Genomic DNA, 25,072 nt, shown 5'->3' with positions numbered 1-25,072 from the left:
AGGGTGGCCGGATGCCGGTCACCGTTCTCCTGGTCGATGACGAACCCCTCGTACGCGCGGGCCTGCGGGCCGTGCTGGAGGCGCAGCCGGACATCGAGGTGGTCGGGGAGGCCGCCGACGGCGCCGCGGTGATCCCGCTGGTGCGGCAGCTGCGGCCCGACGTGGTCGCCATGGACGTGCGGATGCCGCTCCTGGACGGCATCGAGGCCACGCGCGCGGTGCTGCGCACGATCGAGGACCCGCCGAAGATCCTGGTCATCACGACCTTCGAGAACGACGAGTACGTGTACGAGGCGCTGCGGGCCGGCGCGGACGGGTTCCTGCTGAAGCGGGCCCGGCCGGCCGAGATCGTGCACGCGGTGCGACTGGTGGCCGAGGGCGAGTCGCTGCTGTTCCCGGCCTCCGTAAGGCAGTTGGCGGCGGAGTACGGCGACGGCGGCGGGAACCGGGCGGCGCGCGCGGTGCTGGAGCGGGCCCGGCTGACCGAGCGCGAGGCGGAGGTGCTGCGGCTGATGGCCAGGGGATTGTCCAACGCGGAGATCGCCGCCCGGCTGGTCGTCGGCACCGAGACGGTGAAGTCGCATGTGAGCGCCGTACTGGCGAAGTTGGGGGCGCGGGACCGGACCCAGGCGGTGATCGCGGCGTACGAGTCGGGGTTCGTGGCGCCCGGATGATCCGGTGGGGTTCGTGAGTCCGTGGCGCCCGGCACTCGCCGGGGTCCGCCGCGCCGAGTACGATCCGCCCAACACGCGCACGAGCTGGGAGGACAGACCTTGGCGGGGCTGACCGGCGGGGACCCCTCGCTGCTGCGGAGGATCAACTCCGCGGTGGTGCTGCACGCGTTGCGTGCCACGGACTGCGCCACGCTGACGGAGATCACCCGGGTGACCGGTCTGTCCCGGCCGACCGTCGAGGGCGTCGTCGAGGGACTGATCGAGGCCGGGCTCGTCGTCGAGAAGGCGGCCGACGAGAGCGTTGTACGGCGCCAGGGGCGGCCCGCGCGGCGGTTCAGGTTCCGGGCCGAGGCCGGGCATCTGCTGGGCCTGGAGATCGGCGCACATCGTGTCGCCGTGCTTCTCGCCGACCTGGACGGCCGGGTGCTCGGCGCGATCGCCAAGGACGTCGACGAGACGGCGTCGGCGGACGAGCGTCTGGAACGGCTGCGCACGGCGGTCGCCGAGCTGCTGCGCCGGGCCGGAGTGGCACGCGGCTCGCTGCGGGCGGTCGGGGTCGCCACACCGGGCATCGTCGAGGCGGACGGCACGGTACGGCTGGGCACCGCGCTGCCCCAGTGGACGGGACTGCACCTGGGCGAGCGGCTGAGCCGCTCCTTCAAGTGCCCTGTCCTGGTCGAGAACGACGCGAACGCGGCGGCGGTCGCCGAGCACTGGAAGGGCGCCGCGACCGAGTCCGACGACATGGTGATGGTGCTGGCGGGGCTGAGCCCGGGCGCCGGTTCGCTGATCGGAGGACGGCTGCACCGGGGATATCGCGGGGCGGCCGGTGAGATCGGCGCGCTGCATCTGCTGGGCCGGGACGTGACTCCGGAGACGCTGCTGTCCACGACGGACGAACCACTGCACCCCCTGGACGAACAGGCGGTCGCCCAGGTCTTCGCACTGGCCCGCGACGGCGACCTGCGGGCCCGCGCGGCCGTCGACCGCTTCATACAGCGTCTGGTGCACGATGTCGCCGCGCTCGTCCTCGCCCTTGATCCGGAACTGGTCGTCGTGGGCGGCTGGGCGGCCGGTCTGGACGGCGTACTGGAGCCGCTGCGGCGGGAGTTGGCGCGGTATTGCCTGCGTCCGCCCAAGGTGGCCCTGTCGTTGCTCGGCGAGGCGGCTGCGGCTACGGGGGCGTTGCGGCTCGCTCTCGATCATGTCGAGGAGCAACTGTTCGCGGTCGAGGGTACGGTGACGCGGCGCTAGCTTGGCGGTGGGGTTGCGTTTCGGGTGCGGCGGCGTTGTGGCTGGGCGCGCCCACGCGGCGGAGCCGCAAATCGACACAGCCCCGCGCCCCTGAAGGGGCGCTGCCGTCCCCGGCGTTGAGAGGAAAACGCGTCGCGCCCCGGTGGAGTTCCGGGGCGCGGCGGGCGAGCTGTGACTGCCGTCAGGAAGCCTGGCGTTCCGGGCCGTGGTGTATTTCTACGCCTCCGGAGTCGGCGAAGGTCAGGCGGCAGGTGTCCGCGCGGTAGGTCGCTACGGAGACCGCGGCGGTGCGGCCCTCGGCGAAGAAGCGGGTCGTGACGACGAGAACCGGTGCCCCGGGGAGGCGGTCCAGCTCCTTGGCGTCGTCCGCGCGGGCCGAGCCGAGCTCGACGGCGCGGTCCTGGCCCTCCAGTTCGAGGCGCTGCAACTCGCGCAGCACCGCACGCGCGCGTGCCGCCGCGGACGGAGCGTCTATCGCGGAGAGGTCGGGCACCGACGACTCCGGGATGTAGAGCAGCTCGGCGGCGACCGGCTGGCCGTGGCTCACCCGGGAGCGCCGCACGGTGTGCACCAGTTCGCCGGAAGCGGTCTCCAGGACGTCGGTCACGGCCGCCGGCGGAGCCGCCAGGACGCAGTCGACGGACTGCCAGGCGTCCTCCGCCGCGCCTGGCCAGGCGTGCTGTTCGGTGCCGACGGCGACGCCCATGCGCGGCGGCGCGACGGTCGTGCCGACGCCGCGGCGGCGCTGCAGCCGGCCTTCGAGTTCGAGTTGTTCCAGAGCCTGCCGGAGTGTGGCCCGGGCAACGCCGAAGCGGGCTGCCAGGTCTCGCTCGTTGGGCAGGATCTCGCCCACGGAGAACTCGGAGTCCAGTGCCTCACTCAGCACTGTCTTGAGATGCCAGTACTTCGGCTCCGGCACCGATTCCAACTGCGTGGTCCCCACCCTGTCCTCCGCAATCGCCGTGGTCCGGCCGCGTTTTAGCGCCCTTGTTTATTAAAGGTTGTTTCACTTATCAGTGACCATAGGACGGCCCACACCCTTGGTCAAGACCAATCCTCGATCCCACAGGCAACACAGAGAGCGGTTGCCATGGAGCGTTCACAGGGCGTTCGTAAAGGGCGCGTTTCGTGACACGACGGCAAAGCCCCCGTCGCGAAACGGGGGCCCTGTCCGTGGCTCGGCTAAGCGGAAGCCAGCGAGCGGAGCTTGTCGGGGTTGCGGACGATATACACGGACCGGATGCGTCCGGCGGATACGTCCACCTGGAAGACGCTGTCGGGCTTGTCACCCGAAAGGATCAGCACCGCGGGACCGCCGTTCAGCTCAAGGAAGCGGAACGAGAGGTCCGGGATGCCCTTGCCCGCGACGGCGATCAGGAAGCGGCCCACATTGTCCGCAGTCTCCAGGATCCGCAGCGGCGCCTTGGTCTTGCCGCCGCTGTCGCCCACCAGTCGGACGTCCGGTGCGAGCAGCTCCATCAGGCCCGCCAGGTCGCCCTCCGCCGCCGCGGCGAGGAACCGCTCGGTCAGATCGCGGCGTTGGGCCGGGTCGACGTCGTAGCGCGGGCGTCCTTCGTCGACGTGCTTGCGGGCCCGTCCGGCGAGTTGGCGCACGGCGGGCTCACCGCGGTCCAGCATGGCCGCAATGTCGGCGTACAGGTAGCCGAAGGCCTCCCTGAGGACGAACACGGCGCGCTCCAGCGGCGACAGCGACTCCAGGACGACGAGGACGGCGAGGGACACGGAGTCGGCGAGGACGGCCCGTTCGGCGGCGTCCGGGACGGCGTCCCCGAAGTCGGTGACGTACGGCTCGGGCAGCCAGGGGCCGACGTAGGTCTCGCCGCGCGCCTTGATCTGGCGCAGTCGGTCGATCGCGAGGCGGGTGGTGACGCGCACCAGGTAGGCGCGCGGTTCGCGGACCGCGCGGTGGTCGGCTCCGGACCAGCGCAGCCAGGCCTCCTGGACGACGTCCTCGGCGTCGGCCACCCGCCCGAGCATGCGGTAGGCGACGCCCATGAGGACGGGGCGGTGGTCTTCGAAGACGTCGGTCGGCGTGTCGGTGGTCACGGTCCTATCCCATGCGACGCGTGCGGCCCTGTCCAGGAGAAAAACGTGTGTCCCGGAGCAGAATTGACCACGGGCCGACGGGCGTCCGGCGGCCCCTTTCCGGAGGTGGCGATGCGGTACGCGGTGCTGGGTACGGGCGAGGTCGGCCAGGCCCTGGGCGGCAAGTTGGTCGAGTTGGGGCACCAGGTGACCCTGGGCTCGCGCACGAAGGACAATCCGGCCGCCGTGAAGTGGGCCGAGAGCGCGGGTGCCGGAGCGGGTGCCGGTACGTTCGCGGAGGCCGCCGCGGCGGGCGAGGTGATCGTGAACGCGGTGGGCGGCCGGGTGGCGCTCGCCGCGCTGGAGGCGGCCGGGGCGGAGCATCTCGACGGCAAGGTCGTCCTCGATGTGTCCAATCCCCTGGCGTTCGAGGACGGCCGGCTCAAGCTGTCGCCGGTGGAGTCGGACAGTGTGGGTGAGCAGATCCAGCGTGCCTTCCCGCACGCGCGTGTGGTGAAGTCCCTCAACACGGTCAACTGCCAGGTGATGGTGGACCCTTCGCTCGTGCCGGGCGAGCACCAGGTGTTCGTGTGCGGCGAGGACGCGGAGGCCAAGGCGCGGGTGACGGGCCTGCTCGGGGAGTTCGGCTGGCCCGCGCACCGGGTGCTGGACCTGGGCGGCATCGAGTCGGCGCGCGCCGTGGAGATGATGCTGCCGCTGTGGGTGAACCTGTTCCGGACCCTCGGACACGGCGAGTTCAACCTTGAGGTGCGCAGCGCGCGTTGAGGTCCACGAGGTCCCTGGCAATGGGGGCTACCGGTCGGTAGCTTTTGCTGACAAGCTGTCTACACGGCCTGTACGGCGTCTGTCAGCGAGTCCAGACGAGGAGCATCCCCATGTCCGCCACCGTCTCCTTCCCGGTCCCCTCTCCGCACGGCCCGCGGACCGTGACCCTGTCGTACGCGCGCGTGGGCAGCGGTGAGCCGCTGCTCCTGTTGCACGGCATCGGTCATCACCGGCAGGCCTGGGACCCGGTGGTGGACATCCTGGCGACCGAGCGGGACGTGATCGCCGTGGACCTCCCCGGGTTCGGTGCCTCCCCCGCGCTGCCCGAGGGGCTGGCGTACGACCTGTCCACGACGGCCGCCGTCTTCAGCGCGTTCTGCGAGGCACTGGGGCTCGACCGTCCGCACATCGCGGGCAACTCGCTCGGCGGTCTCCTGGCCCTGGAGCTGGGCCGCGAGAAGGTCGTACGGTCCGTCACCGCCCTCTCGCCGGCCGGGTTCTGGTCCGAGGCCGAGCGCCGCTACGCCTTCGGGGTGTTGCTCACCATGCGGCAGATCGCCCGGCGGATGCCGCTCCCCATGGTCGAGCGGCTGTCGCGCACGGTGGCCGGCCGCACCGCCCTGACGAGCACCATCTACGCCCGCCCCGGCCGCCGTTCACCCGAGGCCGTGGTCGCCGAGACGCTCGCGCTGGTCAACGCCCCCGGGTTCGACGACACCCTCCGGGCCGGTACGACCGTCCAGTTCACCGACGACCTCCCCGGCCTGCCGGTCACCGTGGCCTGGGGCACCCAGGACCGGCTGCTGCTGCGCCGCCAGGGCGTCCGGGCCAAGCACCTGATCCCCCGGGCGCGGCTCGTACGGCTGCCCGGCTGCGGGCACTGCCCGATGAGCGACGACCCGGCGCTGGTCGCGCGCGTCATCCTCGACGGCAGCCGCTGACCGGCGCGGGAACCGCGTCCACGCACCTGATCCCAGGGCCACTCCGGCGCCGACGAGGGCGCTGCCGACGGCCTGGGCGGCCCCGTAGGCGCCCGTTCCGACGAGCGGCGCGGTTCCGGCCGCCGCGACCGGGATGAGGCCGGAGAAGAGCGTGGCGCGCTCCGCGCCGATCCGCTGCAGGCCCATGTACCAGCACACGAAACCGACGACCGTGACGACCGCCGCCTGCCACAGCAGCGCGGCGGCCTCGGTGGCGCCGGGGCGCCGCAGCCATGCGCTCCCGTCGAGGAACAGCCCTGCCGTAGCCGCCTCGATCGCGGCCGCACCGCACACCGTGGCCGACAACAACCGTGGTCCCAGGGGGCGCACCACGGGCACCGCGAGCACCGCGAAGCCCACCTCTCCCGCAAGTGCGCACCCGGAGAAGGCGATTCCGGCGGCGTCCGTACGTCCCCACCCCTGGACGGTGAACGCGCCGACGGCGACGAGCGACGCCCCGTAGAGCACGATCCTGCGCGGACGGCGTCCCTCCAGGAGTGGGACGAGGGTCGCGACGACCACGGGTGCGCAGCCCACGAAGACGCCCGGGACGGCCGGTTCGGCGCTGTGTTCGGCGGCGATGACGGCCAGGTTGAAGCCGACCATGCCGATGGCCGCGATGAGTGCGAGCCGGGCCCATTGACGTGGCGTGAGCGCCCGCAGCCGGGCTGTCGCGTCCTTGCCGGTGAAGGGGAGCAGCAGGAGGCAGGCGAGGCCGTAGCGCAGGAACTGGCCGCCCGCGTACGGGTAGTGGCCGAGGACGCTGTTGGCGGTGAAGGACGCGCCGACGAGGACGCAGGCGAAGGCGGCGAGCGGGGCGCCGCGGGCGGCGGTCGTGGTCATGGCGGCGACGCTAGGGAGCGTGACGGTCCGGTTTAAGGTCCACTTCCATGACGTCATCGCGGACCAATCCGGAGGGGCCGGCCGATCCGGAGGGCCTGACGGGTTCAGCCGCGTGGGAGTTGCTGCTGCCAGCCGTCTCGGCACCGGCACGCACGCGTGGCCGTTCGCTTCAGGCCGCGTTGCGCGAGGCGGTGCGCTCGGGGCGGCTGGCGCCGGGCACGCGCTTGCCGTCGAGCCGGGACCTGGCGGCCGACCTCGGGGTGTCGCGGGGCCTGGTCACGGAGGCGTACGAGCAGTTGACGGCGGAGGGGTATCTGCGCAGTGGCCGGGGTGCGGGCACCTGGGTGGGCGGCGCCGTGCGGGCGGCACGGCCACGCGCGCGTGACCTCGCACCGCGCTCCCCCGGCGCCCGCGTCGACTTCGTACCCGGCACACCCGACCTGTCGCTGTTCCCGCGTGCCGCCTGGGCCGCCGCGCAGCGCGGTGTGCTGGCGGAGTCGCCGCACGACCTGCTCGGGTATCCCGATCCGCGCGGGCTGCCCCGGTTGCGTACCGCGCTCGCGGAACTGCTGGCGCGCCGCAGGGGTGTGGTCGCCGATCCGGAGCGGCTGATCGTGGTCTCCGGAGTGGCACAGGCGACGGCGCTGCTCGGATTCGTGCTCCACGCGCGCGGGATGCGCACCGTCGGCGTCGAGGACCCCGGCAGCCCCCAGCACGACGCCCTGTACGCGTCGGCGGGCGTCGCCGCCGTACCGCTGCCCATGGACGACGAGGGCCTGGCCATCGGGCCGCTGCGGACGTCCGGCGTGCGGGCCGTGGTGGCGACGCCCGCCCACCAGTTCCCCACGGGCATCGCCTACTCCGCGCGGCGACGGGCCCAACTCCTCGACTGGGCACGGTCGGTGGACGGCCTGGTCTTCGAGGACGACTACGACGGCGACTTCCGCTACGACCGCGCCCCCGTGGGCGCCCTCCAGGGCCTCGACCCTGAGCATGTCGCCTACGCGGGCTCGGTCAGCAAATCGCTCGCCCCGGGGCTGCGGCTCGGCTGGCTGCTGGTGCCCGAGTCCCTGGCGGACGAGGTCGTGGAGCGTAAGCGGACCATGGATCTCGGCCACCCGACCCTCGACCAGGCGCTGTTCGCCCGCTTCCTGGAACGCGGCGACTACGACCGGCAGTTGCGCCGCTGCCAGCGGGCCTACCGCCAGCGGCGTGACACCCTGGTCGCCGCCCTGGAGGAGCATTTCCCCGGAGCCGCGGTCACCGGGATCGCAGCGGGGTTGCACGTCATCGCCGAACTCCCGGAGAAGTACGGCCCCCAGGACGACTTCCTGGAGCGGGCGGCCTCCGCCGGTGTCGCGGTGCGCCCGCTCACCGCCTACGCGCACGCGCGTGCGGGCGACGCGGTCGTACGGCTGGTCCTCGGGTACGCGCATCTGTCACCGGGGCGGATCCGCGCGGGTGTACGTCTGATGGCCGACACCCGGCCACCGGACGGCCTCTGATGTCACGCGTTCCGTTGTTCACCCGTGGTTTCCGTGCGCGCTGCGGCGCACCAGTAGTTGTGACGGTGCACCCTGACCGCATCCCGTCCGTGGAGGCGCAACCCCATGTCGCATCGTCCGTTCCCCGCCCGCCGCAGCGTCCTGCGCGGCACCCTGGCCGCGTCGGCGGCCCTGACCGTGCCCGCCGCCCTCGGCGCCGCGCCGGCCTTCGCCCTGTCCGGACGTCCGAAGGCGGGCTGGGGTGTGCAGGCGGGGGACGTGACCTCCGACTCCGGTCTGGTGTGGGTGCGTTCGGACCGTCCGGCCCGGATGATCGTGGAGACCTCGGCCACCGAGTCGTTCCGCAACCCGCACCGCTGGCACGGTCCGCTGCTCGGCCCGGGCACCGACTTCACCGGCACCACCCGGCTGCGCGGACTGCCCTCGGGGCAGCAGATCCACTACCGGGTCCTGCTCGCCGACCCCGACGACCCGCGCCGCACCGGAGAGCCGGTCACCGGCACGTTCCGTACGGTGCCGACCGGGCGGCGCGGGGTGCGCTTCCTGTGGTCCGGTGACCTGGCGGGCCAGGGCTGGGGCATCAACCCGGACCTCGGCGGCTACCGCATCTACGACGCGATGGCCAAGCTGGACCCGGACTTCTTCGTGTGCAGCGGCGACAACATCTACGCCGACGGTCCGATCACGGCGACCCAGGCCCTGCCCGACGGCAGCCTGTACCGGAACGTCACCACGGAGGAGAAGTCCAAGGTCGCCGAGACCCTGGCCGAGTTCCGCGGCAACTTCCGCTACAACCTGCTCGACGAGAACCTCAAACGGTTCAACGCCCAGGTCCCGTCGATCATCCAGTGGGACGACCACGAGGTCCGCAACAACTGGTACCCGGGCGAGGTGATCGCCGCCACCGACACCCGCTACACGGAGAAGAGCGTCGACACCCTGGCGGTGCGCGCCCGGCGCGCGTTCAGCGAGTACTTCCCGGTCTCGACTCTGCGGCCGGGCGCGAAGGAGGGCCGGGTGCAGCGTGTGATGCGGCACGGTCCGCTGCTCGACGTGTTCGTCCTGGACATGCGGACCTACCGCAACGCCAACTCACCCGACAACCAGACCGTGGACCCGCAGGGCATCCTCGGCCGTGAGCAACTGGATTGGCTCAAGCAGGAGTTGTCGCGGTCGCGGGCGGTGTGGAAGGTGATCGCCGCCGACATGCCGCTCGGCCTGGTCGTGCCCGACGCCACCGAGGGCAAGGCGAACATCGAGGCGGTCGCGCAGGGAGACCCGGGCGCGCCGCTGGGCCGTGAGCTGCAGATCGCCGAGTTGCTGCGGTACATCAAGCACCGGCGGATCACCGGCACCGTGTGGCTGACAGCGGACGTGCACCACACCTCCGCCCAGCACTACCAGCCCTCGCGGGCCGCTTTCACCGACTTCGAGCCGTTCTGGGAGTTCGTCTCCGGCCCGCTGAACGCGGGCGCCTTCCCGGCCAACGACCTCGACAACACCTTCGGCCCCGAGCGGGTGTTCGTGAAGGCCCCGACCGTGGCGAACGTGTCGCCGGCCGAGGGCTACCAGTTCTTCGGCGAGGTCGACATCGACGGCCACAGCGGGGAACTGACGGTGCGTCTGCGCGAGTCGGACGGCACCGTGCTGTTCACGCAGACCCTGCAGCCGGGACGGGTCGGCCAGTAACTCCACTACCCTCGGACCTGTACCGCGCACCGGCGTCATCCCCCGGTGCGCGGTGCGTTTCGCGGCGTGCCAACATCCGCGCCCAAACTCGCGTTTTCGCAGGTCAGGGCGATTGTCAGTGGCGGCCTCTACGGTTTTTCCATGACGCGATCTTTGCAGGCCGTGACCTATCGCCGACCCTCCGCGCTGGAGTCGTCGGAGGGTGGACGGCGCCTCGGGCTGGAGACCTCACAGGGCGCGACTCCTTCGGGTGTCACCGACCATCCGCGCTTCTTCGCGGGCTTCCTGACCTCGCCTCAGGTGGCCTCGGCGGCGCTGCTCGCGGTGGCCGACGTTGCGGGCGCGCGGTACTACCAGCGCCAACTGGCCGCCTCGCTCGACCCGGTGGTGACGGCGGGCGGTGACCGGCTGCGCTTCGAGTCCTTCTCCGGCTGCGGCGGGGTGTACGCGCGACTGGACGTCCTCGGCCCCGGTCTCGACGGCGGCGAGGTCGGACACGGCACGACGAACGTCGACGTCAACAACCCCCTGCGCGAGGCCCTGTCCCGGATCGGCTCGGACGATCCGCTCCATCTGCGGGTCGGCCCCGAGGAGTTGACCGTGACCACGCTGGACGGCCCGGTGCTCGAGAAGAAGGTGCCGCTCCCGGACCGGTGGCTGCGCGGCTTCGCGGAGGCCCAGGTGATAGCGGCAGGCTTCGACCTGCGGGCCGAACTGCCCGCGGCGGAGGCGGTCCGGTTCCTGCGCTCGCTCCCGAAGGCCGGCGCGCGCGGCACCACGAGCGGCCCCCGCTGGGTCGTACCGGCGGGCCGCGGCCTGCGCCCCACCACCCGCCCCGTCCCGGGCGCGGTGTGCCTGCCGGGCCCGGAGCGGCTGATGGCCCTCCAGCGGGTCCTGCGCCACGCGACGGCCCTGCGGATCTACGGCCCCTCCGTCGTCGGCGCCCCCGCCACCGCCAGTGCGTGGGAAGCCGTCCTGCCGGGGATGCGGCTGACCCTCACGCTGTCGCCGGACGCGTCGCGCGGCTTCTCCGGCGAGGGCGGCGTCCTGGACGCGCTCGCGACCGACGAGGCCGGAGAGGACGCCGAGTTGATCGCCGTGCTGCTGGCCTGGGAGCCCCGTATCGACGTCGCCGACCTGGCCGCCTCCTCGGGGCTCACCCCCGAGCGGGTCCGCGCCGCGCTGATCCGCCTGGGCACTTCCGGGCGCGTCGGGTACGACACGGCGGAGGCGGCCTACTTCCACCGTGAACTGCCGTACGACGCACAGCGCGTGGAGCGTCACAACCCGCGGCTGCGCTCGGCTCTCGCGCTGGTGGCCGCGGGCGCGGTGCGGCTGGAGGGCGCGATCGGCACGGTGACCGCCGAGGACGGTCATGTGCACCGGGTGCGGGACGAGGCGGGGGTGCTGAGTTGCAGCTGTGTGTGGTGGGCGAAGTACCGGGGCGGGCGCGGGCCGTGCAAGCACGCGCTGGCGGTACGGATGGTGCGGCGGGGCGCCGCGGTGGAGCGGGACACGGTGCGGGTCGACGGGGGTGTGCGATGAGTGCGCTGATGGAAGCGGTGCGGGCGGGGCGGACCGCCGAGGTGGTCGGGTTGCTCGACGGGCTCACGGATACCGAACGCCGGGCGTTCCTGCCGGAGTTGAAGGATCTCCGCAAGGAACTGCGCACGGCACCGTGGGGGCATCCGTCCCGCCACGCCTATCCCACGCTGCACGCGACCGGTGCCGCCTGTGAGACGGGAGCGGCCGCCTCGGTGAGCTGGATCGCCGGCAGCGACATGCGCTGGTCGCAGTCGTCGGCGGCGCTGTTGATCCACGTCCTGGGCGACCGCGACGCCTCCTGGCTGGCCGATGTGACGCACCGCCTCGCCGGGCGTCCGGCCTCCGCAGGTGTGTCGTACGAGCTGATGGCCGGTCTGGTCCGGCTCTCCGGTTGTCCGGTGCCGACTACGGAGACCTATGTGCAGGCCTGGGTGGCGCACACCGGTCAGCTGTGGCAGCGCGGGGACACCCTGTTCGACCGGCTGCGCAGGGATCCCCACCTCGCGGAGCTGATGGCCGCGCTCTTCGAGACGAACGACGTCGCCGGTCCCATGGAGTGGTCCTCGGCGGAGAATCTGGACGGCTGGGTGGACGCGATCGCCCGGCTCACCGTCGAAGGCGCCCTGGACCGGAAGCGGACGGTGGACGCCTGTGTGGCCCGGCTGCTGCGGGGCGGTTCGACTGTCGATCACCGGGCGTTCCTGCGCGTGCTGAAGGGGCTCGCCCTCAACCGCGAGGAGGAGCGGGAGCACATCGCCGACTGGCTGGCCCTGGCCTCGGACGCGGTGCCCACGGTGGCCTCGCACGCGCAGGCGGTGCTCGGATCCCTGGCCCTGGACGGGGAGTTGACGCCGCGTCGGCTGACGGAGATGTCGGACGCGGTGCTGTTCAGGTCCGAGAAGAAGCTCGTCCGGGCGCAACTCGTGCTGCTGGGAAAGGTGCTGGCACGGGACGCGTCGGCCGCCGCCGAGGTGCTGCCCGCCGTCGCCGTCGCCTTCGGGCACCAGGACACGGAAGTGCAGGAGCGGGCGCTGAAACTGGTCGAGCGGCACCTCAAGAAGGTCGGCTCCCCCGAGGTGCGGGCCGAACTCGCGGCGGCGGCCGACCAGTTGGTCCCGGCGCTGCGTGCGCGTGCGGTCGAGTCGCTGGGGGCGGCGCCGGTCGCAGCGGCGGCGGCAGTCCACGAGGAGGTGCTTCCGCCGCCTCCGATGCCGGTCCGCCTGGCGCCGGCTCCGGAGTCTGCGGTCGAACTCTCCGAGGAAGTAGGGGCGTTGCTGGCGTCCGACGGCGATGTGACGGCTTTCGAGCGCGCGTTGGACGGACTCGTCCGCCATGCGTACCAGGACCGGGACGCCCTGGTGGAGGCATTGGGGCCGGTGTGCGCGCGCCTCTGGTGGGACAGCTCCGATCCGGACAACGTCCGTGTGGACAACCGCTTCAGCAAGAATCATCACGGATTCAACAGCGTGGCGGAGAGCCTCGACCTCCTGCTGGCCACTCTCCGGGGCAAAGTGCACACCGCCACACTCCACGGCGTCGTCCAGCACGGCTCCCGGTCCCCGTCGTGCGGACACAGCCCGCTGTCCAGTGCCTTCGAGGCGCGCATTTGGGAGGTGGCGTACCGCATCCGCGCGGAGCCGCTGCCGTTCCTGCTGTCGACGCCCAGCTGGAGTACCGGCCTGCTGGAGCCGGACGAGCTGGTGGACAGGCTCGACACCTATCGGCGTCTGGGCGCGCGGGTCTCGACGGCGGACTTCGCACAGGCGCTCCTGCGGGTGCGCCGGACGGACCTGGCGGCGGCAGCGGCGGCAGCCGAGCGCGCGGCGGCGCTCGGTACGGCCGAGGGCGTCCGGCTCGCCCGATGGCTGTCGTCCGGGGAACCCGTGCTGCCCACCAGTCGACGACGGTCCACCGGTGCCCGCGTCCAGCTCGAATTCGGTGAACTCGTGTCGCTGCAGGCCGACTTCCCGGCGGGGTATCGGGAGCTGGGGCAGCCTACGACGGTCTACGGCGAGCGCTGGCACTGCTACCACTGGAACCGGAACATGCAGCAGCACTGGCTCGCGATACTCCCCGAGCTGCGCGAGCTGGTGGCGGTGCGGATCGTGCGGGAGGTGTCCACCGCGGCCGTGGACGACGCCCGGGGCGCGGCCGGCGTACTCCCGGCGCTGGCCGAGTCCGGCGGCGCATCCGGTGAGGCGACGCACCTGTGTCTGGCGTACGGGCTCGGCGCGCGACACCCCGAGGACCGGCTCGCCGCGGTGGACGCGTTGCTGGTGCTCGCGGCGCGGGGACAGCTGGACGGGGACCGGCTGGGCACGGACCTCGGGCAGTTGGTGCGGAGCGGGGCGGTGAAGTCCTCTCGGCTCGCCGAGTCGATGCGGACGGCGGCCGCCACCGGGGCGAACACGAGCATATGGGGGATCCTCCGCCACACCCTGACCGCGCTGCTCGCCGACCTGGACGGCGACATCAAGCCCGCGCCGGCGCGGGGGCTCGGGGACCTGCTCGCCGTGGCCGCCGAGTGCGCGGAGCGGTCCGGGGCGCGGGGCGAGCTGCCGCATCTGGCGCAGACGGCGGACCGCACCGGCTCCTCTCGACTGGTCGCTCAGGCACGTCGGCTGCGCAGCACGCTGGTGGCGGAGGTGGCCGCATGACGTAGGCCACCGGGGCTGACCTTCAGGGCAGCAGACTCACAAAAAGAACTGCAAAAGGTACAGAACCACGCTTTTACCGGTCGGTCACAGAGAGTTCGTGATCACGCAACACCCTTCCTTCACAGTGGTCGCATGAGTCGAGACATGTCTGATGTGACGCGCGCAAGGCACGGGCGTCCGGTGCACCACTGGCGGCGCGACCTGGTGGAGCTGGCGGCGCTGTTCACCGCAGTGGCGGTGGCGGACGTCGTGGCGAATCTGGTGGGGCACGGTCCCGGGGGCCCGGCACTGCTGGCGATCTCCGCGCTGGCGCTGATCGCCACGGCGGGGTTCCACACATGGTGGTCACGCCGCCACGGTCACGCACCTCCTACGGGTGATACCGGTGCCCGGTCGGCCGCGCGGGTGCGGCAGGCCGGGCCCTCCGAGTCGGAGCCCCAGTTCGCTTCCGAGTCGGAGTCCCAGCAGTCGTCCGTGGCGCCCGACGGTGTCACCGAGCCCGCCGCGCTGTGGCGGATGCGGACCACGGTGCGGGACGCGCCCGGATCGCTGGCCGCGTTGTGCACGGCGCTGGCCGGACGCCAGGTCGACATCCTGAGCCTGCAGACGCATCCGCTGGCCGACGGCACGGTGGACGAGTTCCTGCTGCGGGCGCCGGGTGAGGTCGCCGCGTCCGAGATCACCCGGCTGGTGGCGGCGGCCGGCGGTTCGAGCACCTGGATCGAGCGGGCCGACGCCCACGATCTGGTGGACGCACCGACCCGTGTCCTGGGCCTGGCCACCCGCACGGCCCTGGACGCGGCGGAACTGCCGCTGGCGCTGCGGCAGTTGCTGGGCCGGTGCACCATCCGTTCGCTGCCCGCGGCCACTTCGGGCAAGGGGCGAGAGCAGGAGCCCGTGCCGACGGAGGGTGCGTTGGAGGACACCGTGATGCGCCTGCGGGCGCCGGAAGGCGGAGTGATCACCGTGGAGCGGCCGTATCTGCCGTTCACGCCCACCGAGTTCGCCCGGGCGCGGGCCCTGGTGGAGCTGGACGCCCGGCTCGGTCCGCGCATCCCGCGCAGCCAGGACGTACTGACGCTGCCCGAGGGCAACGCGATCACCGTGCGGCGCGCGGACACCGGAGATCTGGAGGCGGCGCGGGAGATGCACGAGCGCTGCTCGGCGCGGACGCTCGGCATGCGGTACCACGGGCCGGTCGGTGACGCCGACCGCTATCTCAACCACCTGCTCTCCCCGCGCTTCGGCCGGACGCTCGCCGTGCAGACGGCCTCGGGGCGGATCGTCGGACTCGGGCACCTGCTGTGGGACGGGGACGAGACGGAGGTCGCGCTGCTCGTCGAGGACGACTGGCAACGGCGTGGCATCGGGAGCGAGTTGCTGGGGCGGCTGGTGGCGATGGCTGTCGAGGCGGGGTGCGAGAGCGTGTATGCCGTGACGCAGGCGTCCAACACGGGGATGGTGGCGGCGATGCGGGGGCTCGAGCTGCCGCTCGACTATCAGATCGAGGAGGGGACGTTGGTGGTCACGGCGCGGTTGGAGACGGCGGTGACTTCAGTGGACGTCACGGAGTTCGGGAGGGCCGAAGCGCCGTAGGGGTTGTGGATTCGTTGGCGGGTGCGGGTGCGTTGTGGCTGGTCGCGCCCCGCGGCGGAGCCGCAGATGAACAAAGCCCCGCGCCCCTGACGGACGGCGCCAGCGCCCCGTCCAGATCCGACCACAGGTCCTCCACGTCCTCCAGGCCCACCGACAGTCTCAGCAGACGGTCACTCACCCCGGCGCCCCGCCGATCCGTCTCCCCCACCACCCGATGGCTGATCGACGCCGGATGTTGGATCAGGCTGTCCACGCTGCCGAGGCTCACCGCCGGGGTGATGAGGCCGACCCCTGCGATGACCTCGTGGGGGTCGCCGTAGGTCTCGAAGGCGATCATCGCGCCGCCGATGCGCGGGTAGTGGACGTGGGCCACGCGCGGGTCGGCGGCGAGGCGGCGGGCGAGTTCGGCGGCGGTGGCGGACGCGGCGCGTACCCGGATCGGGAGGGTCGCGAGGCCGCGCAGCAGCAGATAGCCGGCCAGCGGATGCAGTACGCCGCCGGTCGCGAAGCGGATCTGGCGCAGTTGCCCGGCGAACTCCTCGTCGCAGGCCACCACGCCCGCCATCACGTCGCCGTGCCCGCCGAGGTACTTGGTGGCGCTGTGCAGGACGAGGCGTGCGCCGTGTTCGGCGGGGCGTTGCAGGACGGGCGTGGCGAAGGTGTTGTCCGCGAGGAGGGGCACCGAGCCGCAGGAGTGGGCGACGGCGCGCAGGTCGAGTTCGGCGAGGGTCGGGTTGGCCGGTGACTCGACGACGACAAGACCGGTGTCGGGGCGCAGCGCGTCGGCGATTCCGGCCGGGTCGGTCCAGGTCACCTCGGAGCCGAGCAGTCCGGCGGTGAGCAGGTGGTCGCTGCAGCCGTAGAGAGGTCGTACCGCCACCACATGGCGCAGCCCCGTCGAGGCGCGGGCCAGCAGGACGGCGGTCAGGGCCGCCATGCCGCTGGCGAAGGCGACCGCGCTGTCGGTGCCTTCGAGGCGGGCGAGGGCGGTTTCGAAGCGGGCGACGGTCGGGTTGCCGAGGCGGCCGTAGACGGGCGGGCCTTCGGGTTCGGCGCCGGTGGTGGCGAAGGCGTCGATGCGGGCGGCCTCGCCGCGGCTGTCGTACGACGGATAGGTGGTCGACAGATCGATGGGCGGGGCGTGCAGGCCCTGCCGGGCGAGGTCGTCGCGGCCGGCGTGCACGGCTTCGGTGTCCAGTGCCCGCCGGGCCGGGGAGGGATGCAGGCTCGTTGTGTCCATGGAGAGAAGGGTGAACATCCACCGGGCCCGCATCACAAACGCCCGTGTTACGTTCGACAGATGACCGACTCTGTCGTACTCGATCCGGTGGATCTTCATCTGCTGCGGTTGTTGCAGAACGACGCCCGGGCGACGTATCGCGATCTGGCCGCGCAGGTCGGGGTCGCGCCGTCGACGTGTCTGGACCGGGTGGCGCGGCTGCGCCGGGCCGGGGTGATCCTCGGGCATCAACTGCGGCTCGATCCGGCGAAGTTGGGGCGCGGCCTGGAGGCACTGCTGTCGGTGCAGGTCAGGCCGCATCGGCGGGAGCTGGTGGGGCCGTTCGTGGAGCGGGTGCGGGCGTTGCCGGAGTCGCGGACCGTGTTCCATCTGACCGGGCCGGACGACTATCTGATCCATGTGGCCGTCGCGGACATGGCGGACCTGCAGCGACTGGTCCTGGACGAGTTCACGTCACAGCGGGAAGTGGCGCGCGTGGAGACCCGGTTGATCTTCCAGCAGTGGGACTGCGGGCCCTTGCTACCGCTTGCCACGCCCGTAGCTGAATCGGGGTGACGGGGAGAAGTCCCAGGTATGAGGATGGTCCCCATGTCGCAGACCAACACTCCGCTGCCCCGGCAGGTCGCCGACGCCTACGTCGACGATCTCATCGCCCTCAACCCGGTCATCGGTACGTATCTCGGCGTGAAGGAGAGTTCGAGCAGGCTGCCCGACCTCTCCCCCGCAGGTCAGGAACGACTCGCGGAGCTTCAGCGGGCGACCCTCGCCAAGCTCGACGAGGCAGAGCGCCGGCCCGGCGCGGACAGTGGTGTCGAGCGCCGGTGCGCGCGCCTGCTGCGCGAGCGGCTGACCGCCGCACTCGGCGTGCACGACACCGACGAGGGGCTGCGCGAGGTGGGCAATATGCACACCCCCGCGCACACGGTGCGTGATGTGTTCACGCTGACGCCGGCGCAGTCCGAGGAGGACTGGGCGGCGATCGCCGAGCGGCTGCGCGCGGTGCCCACCGCGCTGGCCGGCTACCGCGAGTCCCTCCAACTGGGCCTGGACCGCAAGCTGTTCGCGAGCCCGCGCCCGACGGCCACCTTCATCGACCAGCTCACCGAGTGGTCGGACCCGGACGGCGAGGGGCGCGGCTGGTACGAGGACTTCGCCTCGGCCGGACCCGAGTCCCTGCGCACCGAACTGGACGAGGCCGCCCGCGGGGCGACCGCGGCCCTGGTGGAACTGCGGGACTGGCTGCGGGACGTGTACGCGCCGGCGATCGAGGGCGCGCCGAACACGGTGGGCCGTGAGCGGTACGCGCGTTGGGCGCGCTACTACAACGGTACGGACCTGAACCTCGACGAGGCGTACGCGTACGGCTGGTCCGAGTACCACCGGCTGCTCACGGAGATGAAGCGGGAGGCCGAGAAGATCCTGCCCGGCGCCGAGACCCCATGGGTGGCCCTCGCGCATCTGGACGAGCACGGTCGGCACATCGAGGGTGTCGACGAGGTCCGCGAGTGGCTCCAGGGCGTGATGGACCGGGCGATCGAGGAGCTGGACGGCACCCACTTCGAACTCGCCGAGCGGGTACGGCGGGTGGAGTCGCGGATCGCGCCCGCGGGCAGTGCGGCGGCGCCGTACTACACGTCACCCTCGCAGGACTTCTCGCGGCCGGGCCGCACCTGGCTGCCGACCATGGGGCAGACCCGGTTCCCGGTCTACGACCTCGTCTCGACCTGGTACCACGAGGGCGTTCCCGGCCATCACCTCCAGCTCGCCCAGTGGGCGCATGTCGCCGAGGATCTGTCCCGCTACCAGGCGTCCGTCGGCATGGTCAGCGCCAACGCCGAGGGCTGGGCGCTGTACGCGGAGCAACTGATGGACGAACTGGGCTACTTGGAGGACGCGGAGCAGCGACTCGGCTTTCTGGACGGGCAGATGATGCGGGCCACCCGGATCATCGTCGACATCGGCATGCACCTGGAGCTGGAGATCCCGGCGGACTCGCCGTTCCACCCCGGTGAGCGGTGGACGCCGGAGCTGGCGCAGGAGTTCTTCGGCGCGCACAGCAGCCGTCCGGCGGACTTCGTGGAGAGCGAGCTGACCCGCTATCTCACGATCCCGGGCCAGGCCATCGGCTACAAACTCGGCCAGCGGGCCTGGCTGTTGGGCCGGGAGAACGCGCGGCAGCGGCACGGCGACGACTTCGACCTCAAGGCGTGGCACATGGCCGCGCTGTCGCAGGGTTCGCTGGGCCTCGACGACCTGGTGGACGAGCTGTCACAGCTCTGACGCCGGCACCTGGGGCCGAAGTCCCGTCGACCCCGGGTCAGTCGGGAAGCCGTCGTAGGTGCACAAGGCCCAGCCAGGTCTCCGGGCCCGGCTGGGCGCGGCCCGCGCGAACGGCGTAGCGTCCTGGTTCCAGGTCGACCTTCAGGTGCTCGGTGCCTTCCGAATCCCGCCCGGGCCACGCCGAGTCGAAGAGCACCAGTGGTCCGGGGACGTCCCACCGCACCTCGTTCTCCCAGGTCGCGCCGGCGAGCGCGGCGGGTACTCCGGCCAGCACCTCGTCCTCGGAGTCCGCGGCACACCACCGTACGAACGTGCCGTGCTCCGGCAGGAAGGCCGTCGAGGCGGGTTCGTCGCCCAGGACCAGGGCCGCGCTGTCCCCCACCGGCAGCAGGCCGACGTATCCGCCGACCTCGCACGCCCGGTCGTAGTCCGAGGCCAGTTCGTCGCCGTCGGCTCCCGTCCAGAACGGCAGCACCGTCTCCGGTACCGCTATGAGCGGCCCGCCGCCCGACTCCACCCACTGCACCGCCGTGCCCGGCTCCACGTATAGCGCCATGGGCAGAACCTAACGCACAGCGAGCCCACATGTTCATGGTTCGAGCCGCCGCGCGCGCCGCCAACTCTCGTGCGGGCAGCGCCCGTTCGCAGCTTCAGCAGCCGCAGTCGGCGGCGCCCACGGGCGCTGTCAGCGGGTCGGCCGGGCGCCGTTCCCGCCCCTGCCAGGTCTCGAACTCGAAGCCCTCGCGCACCCAGTACTCGAAGCCGCCGAGCATCTCCCGTACCTGGTAACCGAGTTCGGCGAAGGCGAGGGCCGCGCGGGTGGCGCCGTTGCAGCCGGGGCCCCAGCAGTACGTCACCACCGGCACGGATCTGCCGAGGAGTCGCCCGGCCTGTTCGATGACGAGCGCGGTGGGGAGGTGGACCGCTCCGGGGATGTGCCCCTGGTCCCAGGACTCGGTGGAGCGTGAGTCCACGACGACGAAGGCGGGGTCTCCGGAGGCGAGCGCGGCGGCGACATCGGAGACGTCGCTGTGGAAGGCGAGGCTCGCGCGGAAGTGGGCGGCGGCTGCCGCGGGGGTGGTGCTGCTCATGGAAGGCCGGCCTTTCACCGAGGTGTCCTGACACCCGGAAATCTACGGTCGGCGGCCGGTCCTCTGAAGTGACGATTCCCGGCGTCCCGCTTGATCCGCCGGGGATTCCCCTGCTATTTCTGAAGAATGACCGCGTATTCCCCGGACGCCACCGACTGGCGCATCCTCGACGTCCTCCAGCGGGAGGGCCGGGCCGGTTTCGCCGAGCTGGCCCGGGCCGTGTCCATGTCCGCGAGCGCGGTCACCGAGCGGGTGCGGCGGCTGGAGGAGGCGGGGGTGATCCAGGGGTACACGGCGGTCGTGGACCCGGAGCGGCTCGGCCTGCCGATCCTGGCGTTCGTGCGGCTGCGCTATCCGAACGGCAACTACAAGCCGTTCCACGACCTGGTCGCGGTGACGCCGGAGATCCTGGAGGCGCATCACATCACGGGCGACGACTGCTTCATGATCAAGGTCGCGGCCCGCTCGATGCGCCATCTGGAGGAGGTGTCGGGGAAGATCGGCGCGCTGGGCTCGGTCACCACCAGCGTCGTCTACTCCTCACCGCTCCCCCGCCGACCGCTCGGTCACTGACCTCACCGACCTCACTGCCCCCGCTGTCGTACGGCCGACCCCGCCCGCCCCTTCACGACCTCCAGCTGTGCGTGGATGCGCCGCCGCAGGTCGGCGACATGGCTGACGATGCCGACGCTGCGGTCCCGTTCGCGCAGGGAGTCCAGGACGTCGAGGACCTCGTCGAGGGTCTGCTCGTCGAGGCTGCCGAAGCCCTCGTCGATGAAGAGGGTGTCGAGCCGGACCCCGCCGGCCTCGTCGGTGACCACGTCCGCGAGTCCGAGCGCGAGGGCGAGCGAGGCGAAGAAGGTCTCGCCCCCGGACAGCGTCGCCGTGTCCCGCTCCCGCCCGGTCCACGCGTCGACGACATGCAGCCCGAGGCCGCTGCGGCCACGCCCGGCCCGGTCGTCGGAGTGGACGAGGGTGTAGCGGCCTGACGACATGCGCTGCAGCCGTACGGTCGCGGCGGCGGCCACCTGTTCCAGGCGGGCGGCGAGGACGTACGACTCCAGCCGCATCTTGCGTTCGTTGTCCGCCGAGGTGCCCGCGGTGAGGGCGGCGAGCCGGGCCACGCGGTCGTATTCCTCGCGCAGCGGCGCCAGTTGACGTGCCCCGGCCGCCGACCGGGCGGAGAGCCGGTCGAGTTCGGTGCAGCGCCGGGCCGCCGCGTCGCGCGCGGAGGCCGCGTCCCGGGTCCGCCGCTCGGCCGCGCCCGCGGCGCGTTCCGCCAAGTCCAGGTCGGCTGGGGCCTGTTGGGCGGCTGCCACTGTGTCTTCCTCCGCGAGGACCGCCCGTACGGCGGCCTCCTCCGACTGCCAGGCGTCCAGGCGCCGTTGGAGTTCGCGATGGGCGGTGTCGTCGAGGAGGGCGTCGGCAGCCGCCTGCGGAGTGTCGAACCCGGCGCGAAACGCGGCGTCGGCCAGCCGCGCGTCGGCGTCCTTGAGGCGCTGCGCGGTGTCCTCGGCGACCCGTGCGGTGTCGGCGGCGTCGGTGAGCAGCGCGGCCTGCCGCTCCAGCTGGGCGGCACGCGCCGCCACACTGTCGGCGGCGCCCCGCGTCTGGGCCAACTCCTCTTCCAGCAGGGCGCGTTCGCGGTCCAGGGTGTCGCGGAGGGTCGTACGGGAGGCGGCTCTGAGGGCGGCCTGCTGCTGGATGCCGGTCCGCCGCTCGTGCTCCTGCTCGGCCCGCCGCAGCTCCTCGGTCGCGGGATGCAGCCAGGACGCGTCCCGGCGTGCCTGCTCGTACAGCCGCTCCAACTCCGCGACCTCGTCGGCGAGTTGATCGGTGGGCGTGTCCCCCGCCTCCGCCGTGGCGGCGGCGAGCGCTTCCCGTACGACGCCGAGGCGGCGCTCGGCCTCGGTGCGCTGTTCCTCGGCGCGCTGGTGGGCGGTGAGGGCCTGTTCCTCGGCCGCGCGGTCGACGTGTTCCGCGGACTTGCGTGCGGGCGCGGGGTGTTCGGAGGCTCCGCAGACGGCGCAGGGTTCGCCGTCGGTGAGGTGGGCGGCGAGTTCGGCGGCGATGCCGTTCAGCCGCTGTTCCTTGAGGTCGAGCCAGTGGGCGCGGGCCTCGACGGCGCGTTCGGCAAGGGCGAGCACCTGCCGCTGGGCGTCCTCCGTGTCCCCGGCGAACTGGTCCCGTTGCCGGGCCGCCCGGAGCCGCCGCTCGGTGGGCTCGCGGCGCACGGCGAGCTGTTCGGCCCGGGTCGCGGCCTCCTGGGCGGACTCGATCCGCGTCCGCAGCTCCGCGCGGTTGGTGTCCCACCCGGCGAGCCATGCCTCCGCCTCCTGCCGTACGTCGTCGTCGGCGCTCTCCTGCCGGTCCAACTCGGCCCGTTCTACGCCGAGTTCGGTCAGACGCTGTTCCGCGCGACGGGCCGATTCCAGGCCGCCCAGCTCCTCGGCGGCCCGACGGGCGGCGGCGGTAAGTCCGGCCGCCCCGGCGTCCGCGAAGGTCTCCGGCAGCAGGTCACGCGCGCGTGCCTCGGCCCGGGCGGCGTCCCGGTGCTCGGCGTCCGCCGCGTCCCGCAGCTCCAGCGCCGGCGCCACCGCCTCGGCCTTGCGCGCCCGCTCCATCCGCGCCTGCGCCTGCCGATAACCGTCGGCGCGCTCCTCCAGAAGCGCGGCCCGCTCCCGCGCCTGCGTGAACCGCTGTTGCAGGCGCGCCAGTTCGCGTGCGTCGGCAAGCTCGCGGTCGGCGGCTGCCTGGGCGGACTCGGCGGCGCTGAGGCGGCTGTGCGCGATGGTCAGCTGTTCGCGCGCGGTACTGCGGGCGACGGCCGCCGCGCCCAACACCTCGGCTGCGAGGCCGGGTTCGCCCGGTGCGAGGTCCGGCAGCTCCATGGCGTTCCCGGCGGCCTGCTGCATACGGTGCGCGTCGGCCAGCAACTCGGCGTCGCCCTGGCGGACTTGGGCCTCGGTGGCGCGCCGCCGGTCGGCGAGCCGCTTCTCCACCTCGGCGAAGCGGTGGGTGTCGAAGAGCCGACCGAGCAGCTTGCCGCGTGCCTCGGCGTCGGAGCGCAGGAACCGGGCGAACTCCCCCTGGGGCAACAGCACGACCTGGCAGAACTGCTCCCGGCTCATCCCGAGCAGCTGGGTGATCTCCTCGCCGATCTCCTGGTGCGAGCGGCTGAGATCCTTCCAGTCGCCGGCCGTCGCGTCGTACTCGCGCAGCCAGCTCTGTGCCTTGTCCAGGGTGCTGCCGGTGCCGCGCTTCTTGGGGCGGGCCCAGGGCGGCTGCCGGGTGAGCTCCAACCGCCGCCCGGCGACGGTGAGTTCGAGCCGGACCTCGGTGCGGGTGGCGGGTGCCGCGTGGTCGCTGCGCAGGGTGAGCCCCTGGCCGCTCTGGCGGACGCCGGGCACCGAGCCGTAGAGCGCGTAGCAGACGGCGTCCAGGACGGAGGTCTTGCCGGCGCCGGTCGGGCCGTGCAGGAGGAACAGTCCGGCGGAGGACAGTTCGTCGAAGTCGACGGTCTGCGAACCGCCGAAGGGCCCGAAGGCGGTGACGTCGAGTCGGTGCAGCCTCATCGCACACCGCCTCCTGCCGAGAACCGCGTGCTCACTCGCGCCGGGGGCCGCGCATTCACCCGCGCCGAGAGCCACGCGTCCACGGCGCCGCTTCCCGCTCCTCCCGCGCGCCGCGCGCTCACGGCGTCACCTCCCGCACCACCGAGTCCGCGCGCACCGCGTCGAACGCATCCTGGAGCACGGTCTGTTCGGCAGCGTCGGGTCCGGCGCCGCGCACATGGGCCACGAAGTCGTCGGCGATCTCCTGGTCGCTGCGGCCCGCGAGACGTCTGGCATACGACACGTCGGGGTCGTCCGGGGACCGCTCGGGGTCGAAGACCAGGCTGAGGGTGTGCGGGAAGCGCTCGGTGAGCCGGGCCATGGGGTCGGCCGGACGCACCGGGTCGGTGAGCGTCGCCTCGACCCAGGCCTCCTCGTGCCGGGCGAGCTCCGGATCGTCGAGCAGATCCTCCAACGCGCCCCGGATCCGGGCCAGTTCGCGCTCCACCGGGCAGTCGACGCGTTCGGCGCTGACGGTCCCGTCGGCGTCCAGGTCGACGAGCCACATGCTCTTGCGGTGGTCGGCCTCGGAGAAGGAGTACGGCAGCGGGGAGCCCGAGTAGCGCACGCGCCCGGTGATGGCCTGCGAGCCGTGCAGATGCCCCAGCGCCACGTAGTCGACACCGTCGAAGACCCCGGCCGGTACGGCGGCGACCCCGCCGACGGTGATGTCCCGCTCGCTGTCGCTGACCTCACCGCCGGTGACGAAGGCATGGGCGAGGACGACGGAACGGGTACCGGTCGGACGACCCGCGAGATCTGCCCGCACGCGCTCCATGGCGGCGGCCAGCACCGCCTCGTGCCCGGCCTTCTCCACCCCGAACTCGGCCTTCACCAGGGCGGGTTCGAGATACGGCAGCCCGTAGAAGGCCACGTCGCCGAACGCGTCCGGAATCACCACGGGCGTCCCGCAGGCCGACGGCTCGGTGCGCAGGTAAATGCCCGCGCGGTCGATCAGTCCCGCGCCGACGCCGAGACGGCGGGCCGAGTCGTGGTTCCCGGAGATCATCACCGTGGGCACGCCCAGGTCGGCGAGCCGGTGCAGGGTGTCGTCGAAGAGCTCGACGGCGGCCAGCGGTGGGACCGCACGGTCGTACACATCTCCCGACACGACCACGGCGTCCACCGCGTGCTCGCGCACGGTGGCGACGAGGTGGGTCACGAAGTCGGCCTGGGCCCCGAGCATGTTCACTCGGTGGAACGCCCGGCCCAGGTGCCAGTCGGAGGTGTGCAGCAGTTTCATGGAGCCACCACGCTAGCGCCTGTGGCCCC

19 protein-coding genes and 1 pseudogene are annotated in these 25,072 nt (G+C 72.4%); 12 read left to right on the top strand and 8 right to left on the bottom strand.

The features are described 5' to 3' along the window. Positions 1 to 11 precede the first annotated feature (11 nt). On the top strand, positions 12 to 674 hold the full coding sequence (locus JHN45_RS08970) for a response regulator transcription factor (RefSeq protein ID WP_200711068.1): 663 nt from the start codon (positions 12 to 14) through the stop codon (positions 672 to 674). A 99-nt stretch (positions 675 to 773) separates the two neighbouring features. Further along, complete coding sequence (locus JHN45_RS08965) at positions 774 to 1,928, top strand: ROK family transcriptional regulator (protein WP_200711069.1); 1,155 nt, start codon at positions 774 to 776, stop codon at positions 1,926 to 1,928. Positions 1,929 to 2,109: 181 nt separating this feature from the next. Here the strand turns inward: JHN45_RS08965 and JHN45_RS08960 are convergent, their stop codons facing one another. Together JHN45_RS08960 and JHN45_RS08955 are read right to left on the bottom strand one after the other, a co-directional pair. Then, the gene (locus JHN45_RS08960; protein ID WP_201048620.1) at positions 2,110 to 2,871 is read right to left on the bottom strand and encodes a GntR family transcriptional regulator; all 762 of its coding nucleotides are present in this window, start codon (positions 2,869 to 2,871) and stop codon (positions 2,110 to 2,112) included. A 239-nt stretch (positions 2,872 to 3,110) separates the two neighbouring features. Continuing rightward, entirely contained in the window at positions 3,111 to 3,995 is an 885-nt protein-coding gene (locus tag JHN45_RS08955) for an RNA polymerase sigma-70 factor (protein WP_201048619.1), read from the bottom strand. Between the two features lie 111 nt (positions 3,996 to 4,106). Here JHN45_RS08955 and JHN45_RS08950 point away from each other — a divergent pair, with 111 nt between their 5' ends. Next, positions 4,107 to 4,760: an NADPH-dependent F420 reductase gene (locus JHN45_RS08950; protein ID WP_201048629.1), complete on the top strand. Its 654-nt coding sequence runs from the start codon at positions 4,107 to 4,109 to the stop codon at positions 4,758 to 4,760. A gap of 110 nt (positions 4,761 to 4,870) precedes the next feature. Beyond that, on the top strand, positions 4,871 to 5,701 hold the full coding sequence (locus JHN45_RS08945) for an alpha/beta fold hydrolase (RefSeq protein WP_200711073.1): 831 nt from the start codon (positions 4,871 to 4,873) through the stop codon (positions 5,699 to 5,701). Between the two features lie 93 nt (positions 5,702 to 5,794). Here JHN45_RS08945 and JHN45_RS08940 read toward each other — a convergent pair. After that, positions 5,795 to 6,583, bottom strand: a pseudogene (locus tag JHN45_RS08940) (DMT family transporter); the annotation flags it as partial. 47 nt (positions 6,584 to 6,630) lie between these two features. Here JHN45_RS08940 and JHN45_RS08935 point away from each other — a divergent pair. The 5 genes from JHN45_RS08935 to JHN45_RS08915 all read left to right on the top strand — a co-directional run bounded on the left by JHN45_RS08935 (position 6,631) and on the right by JHN45_RS08915 (position 15,575). Beyond that, positions 6,631 to 8,088 carry a PLP-dependent aminotransferase family protein gene (locus tag JHN45_RS08935; RefSeq protein WP_201048618.1) on the top strand — a complete coding sequence of 486 codons (1,458 nt, stop codon included), beginning with the start codon at positions 6,631 to 6,633 and terminating at the stop codon, positions 8,086 to 8,088. A gap of 105 nt (positions 8,089 to 8,193) precedes the next feature. Next, the gene (locus JHN45_RS08930; RefSeq protein ID WP_201048617.1) at positions 8,194 to 9,777 is read left to right on the top strand and encodes an alkaline phosphatase; all 1,584 of its coding nucleotides are present in this window, start codon (positions 8,194 to 8,196) and stop codon (positions 9,775 to 9,777) included. Positions 9,778 to 9,918: 141 nt separating this feature from the next. After that, positions 9,919 to 11,322, top strand: coding sequence for an SWIM zinc finger family protein (locus JHN45_RS08925; protein ID WP_201048616.1), 1,404 nt, complete (start codon positions 9,919 to 9,921; stop codon positions 11,320 to 11,322). Beyond that, positions 11,319 to 13,979 carry a DUF6493 family protein gene (locus JHN45_RS08920; RefSeq protein ID WP_201048615.1) on the top strand — a complete coding sequence of 887 codons (2,661 nt, stop codon included), beginning with the start codon at positions 11,319 to 11,321 and terminating at the stop codon, positions 13,977 to 13,979. Before JHN45_RS08925 ends, JHN45_RS08920 begins: the two co-directional genes overlap by 4 nt. A gap of 144 nt (positions 13,980 to 14,123) precedes the next feature. Then, positions 14,124 to 15,575, top strand: a complete 1,452-nt coding sequence (locus JHN45_RS08915; protein WP_236583504.1) for a GNAT family N-acetyltransferase — start codon at positions 14,124 to 14,126, stop codon at positions 15,573 to 15,575. Here JHN45_RS08915 and JHN45_RS08910 read toward each other — a convergent pair. Beyond that, on the bottom strand, positions 15,544 to 16,815 hold the full coding sequence (locus JHN45_RS08910; protein ID WP_201048614.1) for a PLP-dependent aspartate aminotransferase family protein: 1,272 nt from the start codon (positions 16,813 to 16,815) through the stop codon (positions 15,544 to 15,546). The two genes, JHN45_RS08915 and JHN45_RS08910, sit on opposite strands and share 32 nt — an antisense overlap. Before the next feature lie 60 nt (positions 16,816 to 16,875). On the opposite strand from JHN45_RS08910, the gene JHN45_RS08905 reads away from it, so the two are divergent. Then, complete coding sequence (locus tag JHN45_RS08905) at positions 16,876 to 17,370, top strand: Lrp/AsnC family transcriptional regulator (RefSeq protein WP_019070989.1); 495 nt, start codon at positions 16,876 to 16,878, stop codon at positions 17,368 to 17,370. Positions 17,371 to 17,403: 33 nt separating this feature from the next. Further along, the gene (locus JHN45_RS08900; protein WP_201048613.1) at positions 17,404 to 19,095 is read left to right on the top strand and encodes a DUF885 domain-containing protein; all 1,692 of its coding nucleotides are present in this window, start codon (positions 17,404 to 17,406) and stop codon (positions 19,093 to 19,095) included. A gap of 37 nt (positions 19,096 to 19,132) precedes the next feature. Here the strand turns inward: JHN45_RS08900 and JHN45_RS08895 are convergent, their stop codons facing one another. Continuing rightward, positions 19,133 to 19,651, bottom strand: coding sequence for an immunity 21 family protein (locus tag JHN45_RS08895; protein WP_200711079.1), 519 nt, complete (start codon positions 19,649 to 19,651; stop codon positions 19,133 to 19,135). A 94-nt stretch (positions 19,652 to 19,745) separates the two neighbouring features. Then, positions 19,746 to 20,186, bottom strand: coding sequence for a rhodanese-like domain-containing protein (locus tag JHN45_RS08890; RefSeq protein ID WP_201048612.1), 441 nt, complete (start codon positions 20,184 to 20,186; stop codon positions 19,746 to 19,748). Positions 20,187 to 20,312: 126 nt separating this feature from the next. Between JHN45_RS08890 and JHN45_RS08885 the strand changes: the two genes are divergently transcribed. Continuing rightward, positions 20,313 to 20,759: an Lrp/AsnC family transcriptional regulator gene (locus tag JHN45_RS08885; RefSeq protein ID WP_200711081.1), complete on the top strand. Its 447-nt coding sequence runs from the start codon at positions 20,313 to 20,315 to the stop codon at positions 20,757 to 20,759. Between the two features lie 11 nt (positions 20,760 to 20,770). Here JHN45_RS08885 and JHN45_RS08880 read toward each other — a convergent pair whose 3' ends face one another. Both JHN45_RS08880 and JHN45_RS08875 read right to left on the bottom strand, forming a co-directional pair. Further along, entirely contained in the window at positions 20,771 to 23,761 is a 2,991-nt protein-coding gene (locus JHN45_RS08880) for an AAA family ATPase (protein WP_201048611.1), read from the bottom strand. Between the two features lie 118 nt (positions 23,762 to 23,879). After that, positions 23,880 to 25,043 (bottom strand): exonuclease SbcCD subunit D, encoded by a 1,164-nt coding sequence (locus JHN45_RS08875; RefSeq protein ID WP_201048610.1) that lies wholly within the window; start codon positions 25,041 to 25,043, stop codon positions 23,880 to 23,882. Positions 25,044 to 25,072 lie beyond the last annotated feature (29 nt).

Origin of the sequence: Streptomyces sp. MBT53 (assembly GCF_016654115.1) — a bacterium.
In the GTDB taxonomy this organism is placed as follows: domain Bacteria; phylum Actinomycetota; class Actinomycetes; order Streptomycetales; family Streptomycetaceae; genus Streptomyces.
The sequence above is the reverse complement of the archived record's forward strand: the minus strand, read 5'-3'. Positions and strand labels throughout refer to the sequence as shown.

Coding starts and splice junctions, on each gene's coding strand:
- JHN45_RS08875 (WP_201048610.1), bottom strand. CDS start 25,043: ATGAAACTGCTGCACACCTCCGACTGGCACCTGGGCCGGGCGTTCCAC.
- JHN45_RS08890 (WP_201048612.1), bottom strand. CDS start 20,186: ATGAGCAGCACCACCCCCGCGGCAGCCGCCGCCCACTTCCGCGCGAGC.
- JHN45_RS08905 (WP_019070989.1), top strand. CDS start 16,876: ATGACCGACTCTGTCGTACTCGATCCGGTGGATCTTCATCTGCTGCGG.
- JHN45_RS08935 (WP_201048618.1), top strand. CDS start 6,631: ATGACGTCATCGCGGACCAATCCGGAGGGGCCGGCCGATCCGGAGGGC.
- JHN45_RS08885 (WP_200711081.1), top strand. CDS start 20,313: ATGACCGCGTATTCCCCGGACGCCACCGACTGGCGCATCCTCGACGTC.
- JHN45_RS08970 (WP_200711068.1), top strand. CDS start 12: ATGCCGGTCACCGTTCTCCTGGTCGATGACGAACCCCTCGTACGCGCG.
- JHN45_RS08950 (WP_201048629.1), top strand. CDS start 4,107: ATGCGGTACGCGGTGCTGGGTACGGGCGAGGTCGGCCAGGCCCTGGGC.
- JHN45_RS08895 (WP_200711079.1), bottom strand. CDS start 19,651: ATGGCGCTATACGTGGAGCCGGGCACGGCGGTGCAGTGGGTGGAGTCG.
- JHN45_RS08910 (WP_201048614.1), bottom strand. CDS start 16,815: ATGGACACAACGAGCCTGCATCCCTCCCCGGCCCGGCGGGCACTGGAC.
- JHN45_RS08915 (WP_236583504.1), top strand. CDS start 14,124: ATGTCTGATGTGACGCGCGCAAGGCACGGGCGTCCGGTGCACCACTGG.
- JHN45_RS08925 (WP_201048616.1), top strand. CDS start 9,919: ATGACGCGATCTTTGCAGGCCGTGACCTATCGCCGACCCTCCGCGCTG.
- JHN45_RS08930 (WP_201048617.1), top strand. CDS start 8,194: ATGTCGCATCGTCCGTTCCCCGCCCGCCGCAGCGTCCTGCGCGGCACC.
- JHN45_RS08920 (WP_201048615.1), top strand. CDS start 11,319: ATGAGTGCGCTGATGGAAGCGGTGCGGGCGGGGCGGACCGCCGAGGTG.
- JHN45_RS08945 (WP_200711073.1), top strand. CDS start 4,871: ATGTCCGCCACCGTCTCCTTCCCGGTCCCCTCTCCGCACGGCCCGCGG.
- JHN45_RS08900 (WP_201048613.1), top strand. CDS start 17,404: ATGTCGCAGACCAACACTCCGCTGCCCCGGCAGGTCGCCGACGCCTAC.
- JHN45_RS08880 (WP_201048611.1), bottom strand. CDS start 23,761: ATGAGGCTGCACCGACTCGACGTCACCGCCTTCGGGCCCTTCGGCGGT.